The following is a 17,265-nucleotide window of genomic DNA, read 5'->3' as shown; positions in this document are numbered from 1 at the left end:
CTTGGGTGCAGGCGGTCGCGCAGGCGACTATGCGTGCGCCGATCATCGACCTGTCGGCATCGCGCCAGGCTGGTTCCAGGCTGGCCGGTGCGTTGCGTCGTATTCGTTTCGCATCACCTGCTGCTTTGGAAGGCTCCGCATGCATTCGCTTCTCCGCCCCCGGTTGAATTCGCGACGCGCTTTGCTTCTCGTCGGCGCAAGCACGGTCGCGATTGCGGTCAGTTCGGGAGCCCATGCCCGCCCGTTCGGCTCATGGGGCGCGAACACCGCAGCCACGCAAGCGGCGACCGCTGCGGCGCAGGCCGCGGCCCAGCAGGCGCAACAGGCAGCGCAGAACACGCAAGCATCGATGGCGCGCGCGGCGCAGGCGATCCAGGCCTTGCGGGCGGCGCAGAGCGCGGCGCGCGGTCTCGCGGCGAGCGCGCCGAGTTCGATCCCGAACGGTCTGAACATCGGCGGACTAGTGCCGAGCAGCGGCCTCGCCGCGCCCGGCGTCGCCAATCCAGTCACCAATTGGGTCGGCGCCAACACCCCGACGCAAACGACGAGCAACGGCCAGACCACGGTCAATATCGAGCAGACGCAGTCGCAGGCGGTGTTGAACTGGCAGTCGTTCAACGTCGGCAGGGACACCACGGTCAACTTCAACCAGCAGGGCAACGCGAGCTGGGCCGCGCTCAACCGGGTCGCGTCGAACGCCTCGCCGAGCCAGATCATGGGTACGATCAAGGCCGACGGCGCGGTCTACCTGATCAACCAGAACGGCATCATCTTCAGCGGCACCAGCCAGATCAACGTCCACACCCTGATCGCCTCGACGCTGGATCTGTCGTCGAAGCTCAGCGCCACCAACTACCAGGGCTTCCTGCAGAACGGGCTGTTCTCGCTGCTCAGCGACGTGCCGCAGGCGGCCGGTGTCACCGGCTCGGGTGCCGCGATCTTCAATCAAGGCAGCGGCACGGGCAAGGTCATCGTCCAGCCCGGTGCCATCATCGACACCAGCGCCAAGATCACCTCCACCGGCGACGGCGGCTATGTGGCGCTGCTCGCCGACGGCGGCGTCAGCAATGCCGGCCGCATCACCACCCAGAATGGCCAGATCATCCTCGCCTCGGACAGCTCCGTCTACCTGGTCACGCCGCCTTCGAACTACGTTGGAACCAGGACCGCGATGCAAGTGGTGGCCGGCGGTGGCGCCGTGACCAACGAGGCCGGCGGCCTGCTCGTCTCCAATGACGGCGCGGCGACGCTCTCGGGCGGCGCGATCAACCAACTCGGCGGCATCGTCGCCACCACCGCCACCACGCGCACCGGCTCGATCAGCCTGAGCACGGTCTGCCCGCAAGGCGGCTGCGCGAGTGGCGCGAGCGGCGACATCGTGCTCGGAGCATCAAGCCTGACTACGATCCTGCCGGACGAGAGCAGCGGCACGCTGCCGACCGCAACAGCGAATTCCTCAGTCACGGTCAACGGCAGCAACGGTGCGTCGCCGTATTTCCAGGCGGTACTGCAGCCGACGATCAATATCCAGGCGATAGGCAGTGTCGACGTGCAGGGCAGCGGCACTGGCGGCGCCGGCGCGCTGATCAAGGCGCCGGGCGCTGCGCTGACGATCGGCGCCGGCATCGACGGCACGGTCCTGCTCGAGAAAGGCAGCACCATCGATCTCTCCGGCATCGCCGGCGTGACGCTGCCGATGTCGGTCAACCAGCTCAGCATCACGATCACCTCCGCCGAGGTGGCCGACAGTCCGCTCGCCAAGAGCCTCATCGGCAAAACCGTGCTGATCGATGCTCGGGTCGGCTCGCCCATCATCGACGTGGACGGCTATATCGGGCTGATCCCCCAGAGCATCCAGCAGATCCTCACCGCCGGCGGTAGCTTCACGACGTCGGGCCGCAACGTCGTGCAACAGCCGGGTGCGGTGATCGATGTCTCGGCCGGTTATGTGCAGTACACCGGCGGCGTCATCACCACCACCCGCCTGCTCGGCGCCAACGGGCGCATTTACGACATCGGCAGCGCCGATCCCAACGTCGCCTATCTCGGCTTCGCCAACGGCTTCACCGTCCTGCACAAGGTCAACGGCACCGTCGACCCGAGGCTGACCGAAATCTATTCCAATCCGTTCGGCGGCGGCAGCTACTCGCACTACGAGGCGGCCTACATCGCCGGCGCGGATGCCGGCTCCGTCACCGTGGCCGCCGTCAACCCGATCGTCAACAACATCATCGGCAATGCGGTCGCCGGCACCCGCCAGCGCGCGGGCTTGGACAAGATGCCGAGCGGTGCGTCGCTGAGCATCAGCTTCGCAAAGCCGTCGACCGATGCCACCAGCTTCAACCCGAACAACGTGGTGCTGCAGTCGCAGGCGGATGCGGGAGCGGACCCGTATGGCCTGAGCGGCCTCAGCTTCACCAATGCGTCCACCTGGTCGCCGACGCTCGCCAATGGCGTGTTCTCGATTTTCACCGACGTGCTCTCCAATGCGTCGCTCGGCAGTGTGACGATCACGGGCGCGCACCAGCTCGACATGGCGACCAATGCCGTCCTGTCGGTGCGCCCCGGCGGCAGCATCACCCTCGACGGTGTTGGCACCATCGACGGCACGCTGAGCGCATCCGCCGGCAAGATCAGCCTCACCGGCTTCACCTATGCCGTCAACAATCCGCAATCGCCACCGACGCCGGCGCTGGTGATTGGCTCGAACGCGGTGCTCAACGTGCGCGGCCGCTGGGTCAACGACACCGGCCTGTTGTCGGATCAGCTCGAGGGCCAGGCTTTCATCAACGGCGGCAGCGTGAGCATCTCGACGCTCGCGGCCGGCAACGCGTCGGACAGCGGTGACGGCACCTTCGTCGACGTCACCCAGAGCATCGTGCTGGCGCCCGGCAGCATCATCGACGTGTCCGGAGGTGGCTATGTCGACACCACCGGCAAGCTCAGGACCGGATCCGACGGCCTGCCGGTCGGCCAGGGCGGCAGCCTGGCGCTTCAGACATACACGTCGAAGAGTGGGGGCAACCGGTGGGTTCTTTTCAGCAATGACCCCCAGGCCCCGGCTAACGCGTATAACTTCCTTCCGACGGGGACTAATCATCCCGATCAAGCCAATGTGCTGTTTGGCGGCACAATCTATGCGGGAGGCTTCGACGGCGGCGGCACGCTGACCCTGCGGGTGCCGACCATTGTCATCGACGGCGCGGCGGCAGAGGCCACGTCCTATGTGTCGAGCGCGACAGCCGCCAGGGTCGGGTCGTCCGCCGCGGGCTTCGCCGTGTCGGATGCCCGTACCGGTCAGCTGGTTCTGTCACCCTCATTCTTCACCAGCGGCGGTTTCTCGCAGTATACCTTGAATGATGTTTATGGCGGAACCACAGTCACCGCCGGCACGCAGGTGGTGCTGCAGCAGCCGACGGTCGTGCCACCCACAGGCGGTGTCGTGCAGATCCCGACCGGCGTGCCGATGCGCGATTTTGCGTCCGCGGGGCTGCTGCCGGACGGCTTGCGTAAGCCGCTCAGCCTGACATTGAACGGGACCAGCGTTGTCATCGACAGCGGCGCCGCCATTGTGGCCGATCCGCGGGCGACCGTCAGCCTGGTCGGGGGGAATGCAATCGTCGTTGGACCCAACAACATCACGTCTGCGTTGGGCGACGTCACCGTGCTCGGCAGCATCGTTGCGCCCGGCGGCGCCATCAATGTGTTCGGCGAGGTCTCGATCGGCTCCAGCGCCGTGCTCGATGTCGGCGGCGTGTTCGTGCCCAATCCGCGGGTTGTCGCGTATTCCACCGGCGCGCTGCTCGATGGCGGCACCATCACGCTCGGCGGCAACACCGTGGTGGTGCGGCCGGGCGCGCAGTTCAATCTGCAGGGCGCGGCCGTCGCCGCGGAGAGCAACCTGATCCAGCAGCCGCAGGGCGGGCTCGCGCCGCGTCTGGTCGGGCAGGCTGCCTGGAGCAATGGCGGCAAGCTGCAACTCGTGGGCTCCAGCCTCTATTTTGCCGGCAGCATCGATGCAGCCGGCGGCGCGCCGCTGGCGACGGGCGGCAGCCTGACCATCGGCGATGTCGCCATCCCCAGCGCGGTCGCGAGCCTCCTGCCGGTGGCGGTCCTCAACCTGCCCGACGCGATTGTCATCGAGCCGGCCGGCCGTGTCGCGGCGAACCTGCCCGCGCCCAGCGCATCGCCCACGGCTGGCGCTTTCATCGGCGCCGACATGCTCAGCAACAGCGGCTTCGATTCCGTGACCCTGAATGCCCGTGCCGCCGTCGCGTTCGCCGGTTCGGTGGATGTGACAATCCCCGGCGCGCTGACCCTGCGCGCGGACAACGGACATGTCGTGCTGTTGCCGGCGGGCACCGGGCTGCTGCCGTCGGGCATCGACTTCGCCAATCCGGCGACCTTTGCGCCGGCCTGCGGGACGGGGTGCACGATCCCCGGCATCGGCGGCACCACCGTGAACCTGAACGCCGGCTATGTCCGCGTTGTCGGAGACACCCCGAACCAGAGTGGTAGCTTCAGCAGCCCGACCCTTGCCGACGGCACACTGAATGTCTCGGCGCAATGGATCGATCTGCAGGGCGGGATCGCGCTCGACAACATCGCTACCGCCGGCTTCGCCAGCACGTCCGCCATCCGGCTGCTGCCGGATAGTTATGGCTTTGTCACCAGCAGCAACGGTTCCGGACGGCCGACCTCCGGCGGGGCGCTGGTCGCGCCGGGCAACCTCACGCTCAGGGCGGCCGAGATCTATCCGGTCAGCAACACCGACTTCGTCCTGATGTCGACCGGCAAGCTCGACAGCGCCAGCACCATCACCATCGCGCAGAACGGGACACCGACGGCGCCGCTCTCGGCCGGCGGCGGCATCCTGCTCAGCGCGCAGACCATCGTGCAGGGCGGCACGCTCTGGGCGCCGCTCGGCAGCATCATCCTGGGCGTGCGGACCGCCGGCGATGTCCCGACCCAGTTCGCCAGTGCGCTTTCCGGCGTCGGCCTTGGCGGTCTCCTTGCCCCGAGCGCGTTCACTGCGACGAAGAGCGTGACGTTGGCCGCCGGCAGCCTGACCTCGGTCTCGGCGGCGGGTCTCGTCATTCCCGACGGCTACACCGTCGACGGCACCACCTGGTACCAGGGTTCTCCCACTGACAGCAATCCCACCAACAACGCGCCGCCCGTGCTGTCAGCGCCGCCGAGCAAATCCATCAGCCTGTTCGGCGACCGTGTGACCACCAGCGAAGGCGCCGTGCTGGACCTGAACGGCGGCGGCGACATCTATGCCACCGAATTCGTCGGCGGCACCGGCGGCACCCGCAATGTGCTGACGACCTACCAGCAGAACCTCGCGACCGGCGCCGTCACACCGCAATACGACGACGGGCGGCAGGTCTATGCCCTGGTCCCGACCTATCAGGCCGCGGTCGCGGCCTATGATCCCAACTTCGCCTATAAGCCTTATTATTCCGGCGCGAGCGCATCGAGCGGCGGGGCATTCCCCAACGCAATCGCGCCGGGCCAGTCGGTGACCATCGGGCCCGGCAGCAGCATCCCGGCCGGCACCTATACGCTGCTGCCCGGCATGTATGCGACGCTGCCCGGGGCCTACCGCGTGGTGCAGGTGGCTGGGAACGTCAACCCGAACACGCCGGTGAACTTCACCAGCCCCGACGGCTCGCAGTATGTCACCGGCAAGCTCGGCAATGCGCTCACCGGCACGCAATCGTCACAGACCGCCATGTTCCAGCTGCAGTCGCAGGCGGCGTGGTCGCAATACTCGCGCATCGACATCACTTCGGGCACCACCTTCTTCCGCAACCAGGCGCTCGCCGCGGGCAAGGCCCCGCCGCCATTGCCGATCGACGGCGGCGTACTGCTGCTCGGCGCGAACACCTCGCTTGACCTTGCCGGCACCAACCGCTTCGCGCCGGGGACCAGCGCTCTCGCGCCGGGCCTGGTCGGCGGCGGCGGCCAGGTCCAGATCGGCGGCGAGAATATTCTGGTCGCGGTACGCGAGGCCAATGGAGAGCTTCCGACCCGGAACGGCTATCTCGTGCTCGACGTCGACCAGATCAGCGATCTCGCCGCGTCCTCGGTGATGATCGGCGGCACCGCGAAGATCGTCGACGGCGTGCAGAACATCACCGCGACCGCGCTCAATCTCGAGATTGACAACGATGCGGCGCATCCGCTCACCGGGCCGGAGCTGTTGCTGGTCTCGCTCGCCGGCGGCCGCGGCGTCGTGGTCGGCGACGGCAGCGTTGTCCAGGCGATCGGGACGGTGCCGGCCGGCACCAGCCGCGACATCAGCTTCGGCGCCGATCCTGTCGCGCAGTACAATTCTCAGGGAGTTCTGACTGGATACACCGCAGGCATCACCGGCGACGGTTCGCTGTTGCGCGTCTCCAACGGCACCGTCGTGAACGTCACGCGGTTCTTCGTGCCGGGACAATACACCGGTCCCGGCACGCCGCCGAGCAGCTCCGTGCCGCGGGGCGCGTTCTCCGTCGGCGCCGGTGCGATCATCGACGGCGGCAACGCGCTGACGCTGGACACCAGCGGCAGCGGCACGCTCGCGTCCAACGCAATTTTGAGAGCAGCGAACTATGACATCGCCGGCTCGGTCATCAACATCGGCGGCGGCTCGTCCGGCATCGTGCTGAACGATGCGGTGCTCGCGAACTTCAACGACGCGGTCTCGGTGCGCCTGCGCAGCGCGACGGTGATCAATCTCTATGACGCGGGCGGCCTGCGGATCGGCGATCCCTCCCATCCCATCGGCACGCTGACCTTCGACGGCGCGGGGCTCTACAGCGAGGGCGGCAGCACCACGGTCAGCGCCACCAACATCACGCTTGCCAACAGCCGCGGCGCCACCGGCAACGGCATCCTCGGGACCGGCGGCACGCTGACGCTGAACGCCACGGGAACCATCACCGAGGATCTCGGCGCCAAGAGCCTTGCCGGCTTCGGCCAGATCAATTTCAATGCCGGCCAGGCCATTGCCTTCAGCGGCAGCGGCAGCCTCGATACCGGCCCGGTCGCGGTCGCGGCGCTGACCTTCAACGTCGGCGGCGCCGTGATCACCAGCGGTGGTTCCGGTTACCTCAACAGCATCCCCGACGTCGTCATCTCTGGCGGCGGTGGCTCCGGGGCAACGGCGACCGCGTTGATGGGCGTGGCCGGCTTTACAGTTTTCTACGGTGGTTCCGGCTACAGCAACGGCGATGTTGTCACGGTCCTCGGAACAGACGCCAACGGAAACCAGGTAAAGGCCACCGGCACGGCCGTCGTCGATTCCAACGGCACGATCACCAGCGTCAGGCTCATCTCCTCCGGGTCCGGCTTCCCCGTTTCTTTCTACGACTCCCTCACTATCGATAGCCTGACAGGTGATGGCAGTGCTTCCATCGACGTTTCGTCGTACAGTGTCACCGGTGTGACCATCACCAATCCGGGGGCAGGCTACACCAGCATGCCCACATTCTCCTTCATCGATAATAGTGGCAGCGGCGGGAGCGGCGCGGCGGCGAAGGCTCTGGTCAACGCCACCGCCATCACCGTCACCGGTGGGGGCAACGGCTATGTCAGTGCGCCGACCGTGACCATCAGCGGCGGCGGCGGATCGCAGACCACGGCCACCGCGTCGGTGTCCGGCCTGGTCGTCTCCGGGCTGAATCTCACCCAGGCCGGCACCGGCTATTCCAGCCTCCCGACCATCACTTTCTCCGGCGGCGGCGCCAGGTCGGCGAACATGCTGCTGTCCGCCCCCGTGATCGTGGTCAACGGCGGCGCGACCCAATCGGTCCTGACCTCAGGCAATGTGACGCTCGCCACCGGCGCGGGGACCGCGCCGGCCGGCGTCGCCACCAACATCGGCGGCGCGCTCGCCGTCAGCGGCGGCTCGATCACCGACAACGCCACCATCCGCGCGCTGTCCGGCAATGTCACCCTCGCTGCGACCGCGGGCGATGTCGTGCTCGGTGCGGGGGCTTTCATCGATGCCTCCGGCTCGCGCATCACCGTCCTCGATCTCGCCCAGGATGCGCCAGGCGGCAATGTGCGGCTGGTGTCGGCCACAGGCAACGTGACCATCAATCCCGGCGCGACCGTGAGCGTGGCTGCGGCCGGCAACGGCTTTGCCGGATCGCTGTCGGTCGTGGCCGCGAACACGGCGACCCTCGACGGCACGCTTGACGGCCATGCCGCCTTCAAGGATCTCGGCGGCGATTTCACGCTCGAGGCCGACCGCCTGGGTGGATCTCGTGTGCTGCCGCTGGGAGCGGGCTTCAGCAGCAGCTTCACGGTGCGGCTCGGCGGCGGCGACATCACCGTCGCCGCCGGCCAGACCCTGTCGTCCGACAAGGTGCTGCTGGTTGCGAACAACGGCAGCGTGATCGTGGACGGCACCATCGACGCCAGCGGATCGACCGGCGGCGAAATCGCGCTCTATGGCGCCGGCAGGATCGTCAATGGCTCGACCACCGGCGAAGGCGGCGTGAGGATCGGCGCGACCGCGGTTCTCAATGCCTCGTACGTGGCCGACGATCCCCGCGATCCGCTGTATTCCAACGGCACGTCCGCTCTGGTGCAGAAGGGCGGCACCATCACCCTCGGCACCACGGGCACGCCGGACAAGGATGGCACCGGTACGATCACCCTGAACGCCACCCACGGCTACCAGAACGTGACCACATCGGGCGCCATTAGCGTCGCCGACGGCGCCATCTTCAATGTCAGCGGCGGCCCCGGCGGCGCCAACATCGACAACACCGGCGGCTCGGTGATCATCCGCGCGCCGATCCTGACCAGCGGCGGCGTCAATGTCGACTTCAAGGGCACCGTCATCACCAATGCCGACGCGTTGGGCAACGCAAGCGGCGGCGGCGTGGTGCTCAACGCCTATGCCGTGTGGAGCACCACCGACGGCTGCTCCCTGATCCCCGGCGGTTGCGGCAGTGTCACCACGGTTGCGGCCTACAACGCGCTGACGCCGGAGCAGCAGGCACAGCTCCGGCAGCATTTCGACGGCATCATCGATCCCGCCGGATTCTTCGACGCCACCCTGACCAACGGCAAGCCGACCCAGCTCATCTTTGCCGCCGACGGCCTCTATCCCATCTCGACGATCGACCGGCCGGCGGAGGGGGCCTACATGCCCCATGTCGAGTTCTACCAGAACACGCTGCTGGGCTTCGTCAACAATCCGTTCAACGCGGATGCCGTGAAGGCGAGTTTCGCCGGGGCCAAGCTGCAGATCGCGGGATCCAGCGCTCCCGCGGTGGCGTTGTCGTCGACGTCCATGCTGCACCTGCGGCCCGGGATCGATCTCGTCAATCCCAGCTCGACCATCAACAACGGCAACATCACCGTCGCCAGCAACTGGAATTTCGGTGCCGGTGCGCCTCTTGGTGGCGCCGGCACCACGCTCTACTATCGCACGGGGTCCGGCGAGCCCGGCACGCTGGCGCTGCGCGCGCTCAACAACGTGCAGATGAACGCCACCATCAGCGACGGCTTCTATCAGCCGGCTGCAGGAACGCCGACCAACGCGGCGGAGGCCTACGAGTTGGAAACCGCATCGGCCGCCTTTGCCGCCTATGAAGGTTTGTTCCAGGACGGTGTGCTATTCTACAGGGCTAATGTCTTTTCATTTGACCCGCTCCCCCCCCCCCAGCAGGTGAACGCGGCGTTCTTCGGCCTCGACAACACGCCCGAAAACCTTGCGCTGTTCAATTCACTGCAGTTCCACCTACAGAAGCCGGCCCCCATAAGCCACTTCACCGACGATTCAAGCCTGTCGGGAGATCCGGCCCTGCTGGCAAAGGTGATCGATCAGTACGACCAGTTCTATATTCAATACGCGAACATGTATCGCGCCTACCAGGTGGAGATCGTGCAGGGGAATACCAATGCTGACACCTTTAGCGGGGGTTCGCCTGGTCGCGGCGCCTATTACACATATGCCGAGGTGGCGGAACGGCTGCGCCCCTACAGCAGGCCGCTGGTGCCCCCTCCATCCATCCCGGTGGCGCCGACCGCATCGAACCCCTACCTTTACTACAACATCGTATCCGGCGCCCAACCGGGGACAGGGACCGACTACGCGTCGCTATGGCAGAACTATTTCTTTGGTGTCATCGATGCGAATTTGCAATCCAACGGCCCGATCAGAAGTGGCGCACCGGGCTCGCTGGACGCGGCCTTGAACGGCAAGCCGCGAACGCTTGACAATGTCGCCGGGATTGATGTTCCGGTCTGCCTGGCCTGCTTCGCAGTCACGCCGCCGTCCGCGCCACTGGCCTATCTCACGCTTTTCGCGGACACATATGCGCCGATGCCTCCGCCGACGGCGCCGTTGCCGTCGACGCTGCCCCCAGCCAACCAGATCGCCAACAATCCGGCGATCTATCAGGGTGCGCCGGTTTACAACACCACGGCGGCCACGGCGCTGATGCCGGTGGGGCTCGGCGGCAGCAAGGGCTCGTTCTCCTACGACTTCGTCGCCGGGGCGGCCTTCAGGTCTGACGACACGCCCTCGGTCGATCCGAATGCGGTGATCCCGGTGTCGTCGCTGCCGCCGACCGTCACGGGGAATGTCACCATCGACGGGCATACGTCGTACAAGAATGTTTTGATGCCGACGCCCGATCCCTTCGGCAACCCCTCGAATTTGATCATCAACATCCCGACCCTGGTGCGCACCGGCACCGGCTCCATCACCCTCGCGGCTGCCGGCAATGTCGAACTGCTCGACCAGGTGGCGCCCGGCGCGGTCTACACCGCCGGCGCAGCCACTGCGACGCCTGGGGACTTCAAGGCGCCGACATTGCCGAGGGCCTATACGGATACGCCGAACGGCCTCGTCAGCACCCCGGCGTGGGCCACCGGCGGTGGCGCGGTGACCGTCACCGCCGGCGGATCGATCATCGGCATCGAGATGCCGACCGACACCGACGGCAGCCAGACCAAGGTCGTCGGTGCCGCGACGGGGCAGATGTGGAGCGACTGGTATATCCATTACGGCGTGTCGAACGGCAGCAGCGCGACGCCGTTTGCGGACTGCGCGGCCGCAGGATCGATTGCCTGCCAGACCGCGGCCTGGATCAACTACGCCACCTTCTTCCAGGGCTTCGGCGCGCTGGGCGGTGGCAACATCACGCTCTCGGCGGGCGCCGACATCGTCGACGTCGGCGCGTCACTGCCGGAGACACTGGTGGTCGGCGGCGGCCTTACCGCGGCGAACGCGAAGGCGACCTACTATGGCGGCGGCAACCTCAGCGTGACTGCCGGCGGTGATCTCCTGAGCAGCAATTTCCTGGTCGGCCGCGGCACCGGCGTGATCCGGGTCGGCGGGGCGGTGCAGGCTACCACCAGCAATCCGCTCAACGGGGGCAGGCCGACCAGGGGGATCACGACGGACGACACCCTTGGAGTCACCGGCTCGTACGCGCTGCCGCTGCTGCTGGCGGTGCAGGACGGCTTCATCACCCTGAGCGCGCGTGGCTCGGTGACGCTCGGCAATGTCTACGATCCCGCCGCGTTGCCGCTGAACACGACAGTGCGGACGCCCCGCGGATACCTGCCCGGCTCGGCTGGCGAATCCAATTCCATCTGGAGCAACCTGTTCACCAGCTATGGTCCCGGCAGCGGCATTTCGCTGACCAGCGTCACCGGCGATGTGACGGCGCTGACGGTGGCGCCGGCGGCGAGCACCGGGCTGTTCGCGGGCAAGGCGCCCAACGAGATCTTGCTTCCCAGCACGATCGGGCTGCTGCTGCCGGCCACGCTCGATCTGGCGGCGCTCAGCGGCAGCATCGTCTTCAACAGCGGCACCACGTCCATCGACGGCATCGGAAACGCCAACCTGGTGCCGTATCCGACCCTGAGCGGAGACAGCACCGGGACCATCAATTTGGTCGCCGCCGGCTCCATCGACCTCGGGGCGGGCCTGACGATGCCTGACATCATCAACGGGACCATTCAGTATCTCGGATCGACTGGCGGGTTGGACTACGGCAACTACATCAGTCCGCTCGGGGGACCGCTCCCCATTCTGACCCAGGCATTGCACGCGAACGATTCCAACCCGGTCGTCATCGCGGCCGGCCAGGATATCGATGCCACCGGCACGGCGGGTAACCCGGCAGTTCTGAAACTGATCAAGCCGGCGCGGATCGAGGCGGGGAACAATATCTACGCGGCGACCGCCCCGTCGGGGGCGCCTGCGACCACCGGCAGCGGCGCTCAACTGAAGCCGTTTGTTTTCATCGGCCAGAACAACAACGCCTCCGACATCACCAGCATCGCCGCCGGCAATGATTTTGTCGGCGGTTCCTATGTCCTCTACGGGCCCGGCACCTTCGTGCTGCAGGCCGGCCATGACCTCGGGCCGTTCACGCCGTCGGTGTACGAGCCGTCGCAAACCTCTGGCATTGCCACGCTCGGCAACGGCAGCGCGCTCGGCAATACGTTCGGAAGTATGTTCGCTGTCGGCGCGGACCCCGTGAAGCCGTACCTGCCGGCCCAGGGCGCCGAGATCGACGTGCTGTTCGGCGTCAAGCCCGGCATCGATTATGCCGCGGCGATCAATCAGTACATCGATCCGGCCCGTGCCGGCACCGGCGGCATCGACCTTCTCGCCGGCATTGCCACCGCCCTCGGCCAGCCGCGCGACCAGGCCTGGACCACCTTCCAGGGCCTGTCGCCGGCGCGTCAGCGCCTCCTGGTCAACCGCGCCTTCCTGGATTTCGTGATCCAGGTGGGCAAGGACTACAAGAATCCGTCGAGCCCCTATTTCGGGCAGTACGCCCGCGCGTATACCGCGATCTCCACATTGTTCCCGGCGGGCCTGGGCTACACCGACAACAGCCTGAGCGTCGACGGCAATGCCACGCCGAAGATCGCGACCGGCAAGCTCAACATCGCCGCCTCCGTGCTGGAGACCCAGATGGGCGGCGACATCAACATCGTCGGCCCGGGCGGCGGCATCACCGTCGGTCACACCTCGCTCGACATCCTCCGGCCGAACCAGGAAGGCATCCTCACCCTCGGCGGCGGCAGCATCCGCGCCTTCGCCGACGATTCCATCCTGGTCAACCAGAGCCGCATCATGACCCAGCAGGGCGGCGACATCGGCCTGTTCGTCGCCAATGGCGACATCAACGCCGGCTCGGGGCCGAAGACCTATGTCTCGAGTCCGGCTGTCAGCGTGATCTGCACGGTCGTCGGCTACTGCTACACCAATCCGCAGGGCTTGATCACCGGCGCCGGTATCGCCGCCCTGGTCACGCTGCCGGGCCAGGATCCGACCAGGAGCAACGTCACCCTGGTCGCGCCACGCGGCACCATCGATCTCGGCGCCGCGGGCATCCGCGGCAATGACATCACGCTGGTGGCGCAGGTCGTGCTCAATTCCTTCAACATCCAGTCCACCGGCACCGTGACGGGCCTCGCGTTCACCCCGCCGCCCAACACCGCGTTGGCGGCCGTCAACAACAACGCGACCGCCGCTACGCAACAGGCCGGCCAGCCCGGGCCGGCCAAGCCGAATGACCAGCCCTCCATCGTCATCGTCGAGGTGGTGGGCTATGGCGGTGGCGGCGGCGATGGCGAGACGCCGAGCAGTAGCGGAGGTGGTGGTCAGGGCATGCGGAGCACCAATGACGACGATGAGCGTCGCCGGCGCGAAGAGGCGCAGTAGTCTTAAGAGGGGCAGTCGTAGGGCGGGTTAGCGCAGCGTAACCCGCCGTGTCGCGCGGTGATCATGATGGCGGATTACGCTGCGCTAATCCGCCCTACGAATTTTTCTTTGTCGTTGCCGGGCTTGTCCTGGCAACCCCGATCAGGCGGCAGTGCGTTGCCGCTTCAGATCAGCAGAGCACTGCCATCCTAAGCGAGATCACCGGGACAAGCCCGGTGATGACGATGGTGGGTGGGACCAAGTCCGGCGACAAAGTGGGATATGACCTGCGATGACATCAGACCACATAACTCAACCCACACCACTCCCTGCCTCCGCCAACGCCGACCCGCTGTCGGCGCTGCTCGCGCCCGAGCGCCTCACCGCCGTGGTCGATATCGGCGCCAACCCGGTCGGTGCCGACCCGCCGTACAAGACCATGCTCGAGAGGCGCCTGTGCCGCCTCTACGGCTTCGAGCCGCAGCGCGCGGCGCTGGCCGAACTGAACGCCCGCAAGAGCGAGTTGGAGACCTATCTGCCCTATGTCGTCGGCAACGGCGAGCAGGCCCGCCTGCGCGAATGCTTCGCATCGGGCATGACGAGCCTGCTGGAGCCCGACCCGCACATGCTCAAGCATTTTCCGGGCTTCATCGAGTGGGGGCGGGTCGTCGCCGACTCCAGGATGGCAACCCGCAAACTCGACGATGTCTGCGAAATCGAGGCGATGGATTTCCTCAAGATCGACGTGCAGGGCTCGGAGCTTGCGATTTTCCAGAATGGGCGGCGGCGCCTGGCCGAGGCGGCTGTCATCCAGACCGAAGTCTCGTTTGCCCCGCTGTACAAGAAACAGCCTGTGTTCGGCGAGATCGACCTGGAACTGCGCGGCCAGGGCTTCATTCCGCACGCCCTGACCGAGTTCAACCGGCGCATGATCTGGCCGTTGCACGGCACCGATCCATTTGCGGCGATCCATCAGTTGGTCGAAGCCGACGCGGTGTATGTCCGCGATTTCACCCGGCCCGACACGATGAGCGACGAGCAGCTCAGGCATCTCGCCCTGGTGGCCCATCACTGCTACGGCTCCCATGATCTCGCGGCCATCTGCATCCAGCATCTGATCCATCGCAAGACGCTGGAGCCGGAAGCGGGCAGCCGTTATTTCGACATGATCCGCACCACCCGCGGCGGCAGCACGGTCCGCGACGCTGGCGCGGCGGAGCCGGCGAAGGTGTGAGGGGCGAGGGGTCTCTACAAATTCAGTGTCATCGTCGGGCTTGACCGGACGATCCAGTAAACGCCGAGTTCAGTAATAGAAATGAAGCGGTACGACGTGAACAATCGTACGTCTTGGTTCGCCGTGATCTCAATCATGGGTACTCTCGGTTACCGGATCGCCCGGTCCTTCGGCCGGGCGATGACACCGGTGGGGATGATGCGCGCGCGATAAGAAGTCGAAGCACTTCTGCAAACTCTGCGTAACAACGAAAAACGGCCGGGCCTCGATCGAGGACCCGGCCGTTGCCGTTTGTTGTCGCTGCGATCGTGATCCGCTGATCTCTCACCGGATCACGATCTCATATGCTTCCTTACTTCGCGCCGCCGGTCACGCCCTGACAGCCGTCGATCTGCGCACCCGACGGGTTGTACGCCGCGATCGCGCTCGGCAGGCCGCCCGCAACGCTCGTCGTCAGGTAGACGCTCAGGGCGTTGGTCGCCCATGCGGGGTCGAGTTCGTGGAAGCCGTTGTTGCGGATGACCTTCGCGACGTTCGGATCATACCCCGGTGAGTTGGCATTCGACGTCGCCGGATTATAGGCCGGCAGCGCGTCGATCGATCCGCCGAACAGCCAAGCCAGCCAGTTCTTCAGGACGGGCACCCGGGTGCCGGTGGCATCGCTGTAGCAGCTGTAGACGTTGATGTAGCTCGCACCCGTGAGCGGATAGACATTCTCCGCCACGAGCGGGACGCCGATCACCGACAGGCCGCTGTAGTTGACGCCGGCGATCACGGTTCCGGCGGCATAGCGCTGCCCGTAGATATTCCAGGCATTGTAGCCGCCATCCAGCGCCGGAGGCGTCAGGCCGCTGAAGGCCTGAGCGGTGTTGTCCGGCGTCGGCGGCACGAAGTTTTGACCCGACTGGCCCGGATGATAGACGCCGAGGAGGCGCTGCACCTCGTTCTGGACGCTGGCCGACCGCGGAGCCGGGCCGGAGAGCATGACGCCGGCGACTTCCTCGGTCACCGTCGTCGCATAGGGCTGGGTAAAGTCGGCGCTCAGATAGCCGATCCGGCCGGCGAGAAGGGAGCCGGTTCCGATCTTCAGCGCCTGCTGGTTGGCGCCCTCGGCGTTGATCCAGCGCGGATCGGGCCGCTCGGAATCGTCGTCCACATCGTACGTATCGTTGTGGTCGTGATAGGCCTCGCCCTTCACCGCCTTGATGTTGTTCAGCAGGTTGCGGAACTTGCTCGAGGGCAGGTTGGCGGTGGTGGCGCCGTCGACGCCGACGCCGGTGAAGATCTTCTTGTAGTTGTAGGTGCCGGTCGGGTCGAGCAGCGGGCAGAGGTTGGCGAGGTAGTTGGTCAGGATGTAGCTCGTGCCGGCGTCGTCGGAGCGGTAGACCACCTTGATGGGCAGGCGGCGGCTTGTATAGCTGACCGGGGTCAGGGTGCCGTTGGTGTTGTCGTCATAGAAGTGCTGGAATTGCTGCACACCGTTCTCGTCGAGGGTGGGGATCAGGGTCGAGGTGTCGTTCCAGTCGGTCACGGTCGCGGAGAAGATCGCGCAGAGCTGCGCCGAGGAGAGCTGGATCGCGCCGCCGGCCTGGGTGTTCGGGGACAGCGCCGATTGGTTGGTCCAGGTCGCGCCGGTGAGGGAGTTCGCGGTGTTGACCGCGATGGCGACGGGCACTGCCATGGCTGGGATCTGGATCGGCGTGCCGACGGCCGCGGTGTTGAAGCTCACCGCCGTGCTGGTCTTCGCCGCGATCAAGAGGGTATTCTGCCAGTTGGTCGTCGGCAGGAAGCTGCCGAACGAGATCGTGGTCAGGCCGGCGACGGGGCTCGCCAGCGGCATGTCGCTGGCGGCGAAGTCGAGCCGCGGATACGGATAGCTCGAGAAATTGGCGTTGGCCGTGTCGCGATACGGCGGCTTTGCGGAGGGCTTGCGCACCAGCGCCGGCGCCGAGTCCGGGCTGCCGCGGAACAGTTGTTTCGGATCGTTGGCGATGTAGGCGCGCTGGCCGTTGCCGGCGCCGACGGCGGCGAACAGGCCCTCGACCGTGGTCGAGAACTGCGTGCAGCTTGTCGGCAGCTGGTTCGGGCTCGGCGGCGAGAAGGTGAAGCCCGGCGAGAAGGTCTGGCCGTCATTGGCGAGGGTGGCGCCCTCGTAGCAGTCGAAGATCTGCCGCAGCGCCAGCGATGGCAGCGTGCTGCCGCCGCCGTAGAGGCCGGTCTGGGCCGCGGCCGGCTGCGCCGCACCGATCACGGCGACGGCCGACAGCACGACCAGCGAGGTCGAGCCCAGCAGGCGCCCGGCAAAGGATATCTTAGTCATCTTTATGCTCCCTGTTTCACGATGTGATGC

General features: G+C 66.4%; 3 protein-coding genes. 2 read left to right on the top strand and 1 reads right to left on the bottom strand.

Annotation, left to right across the window (positions count from 1 at the left end; all coding sequences use genetic code 11):
- Window positions 1-139 precede the first annotated feature (139 nt).
- Both AAFX91_RS05975 and AAFX91_RS05970 read left to right on the top strand, forming a co-directional pair.
- Window positions 140-13,702: a filamentous haemagglutinin family protein gene (locus AAFX91_RS05975; protein WP_394565853.1), complete on the top strand. Its 13,563-nt coding sequence runs from the start codon at window positions 140-142 to the stop codon at window positions 13,700-13,702.
- 367 nt (window positions 13,703-14,069) lie between these two features.
- A complete protein-coding gene (locus tag AAFX91_RS05970; RefSeq protein ID WP_394565852.1) occupies window positions 14,070-14,915 on the top strand; it encodes an FkbM family methyltransferase in 846 nt (281 codons plus the stop codon).
- A 352-nt stretch (window positions 14,916-15,267) separates the two neighbouring features.
- On the opposite strand, the gene AAFX91_RS05965 is transcribed toward AAFX91_RS05970, so the two are convergent.
- Entirely contained in the window at window positions 15,268-17,235 is a 1,968-nt protein-coding gene (locus tag AAFX91_RS05965; protein WP_394565851.1) for a substrate-binding domain-containing protein, read from the bottom strand.
- Window positions 17,236-17,265: the final 30 nt, after the last annotated feature.

It is taken from the genome of Bradyrhizobium sp. 31Argb (assembly GCF_043638955.1).
In the GTDB taxonomy this organism is placed as follows: Bacteria; Pseudomonadota; Alphaproteobacteria; order Rhizobiales; family Xanthobacteraceae; genus Bradyrhizobium.
The sequence above is the reverse complement of the archived record's forward strand: the minus strand, read 5'-3'. Positions and strand labels throughout refer to the sequence as shown.

What these genes read in the sequence shown, in the direction of transcription:
- AAFX91_RS05975 (WP_394565853.1), top strand. Translation starts at nt 140, where the DNA reads ATGCATTCGCTTCTCCGCCCCCGGTTGAATTCGCGACGCGCTTTGCTT.
- AAFX91_RS05965 (WP_394565851.1), bottom strand. Translation starts at nt 17,235, where the DNA reads ATGACTAAGATATCCTTTGCCGGGCGCCTGCTGGGCTCGACCTCGCTG.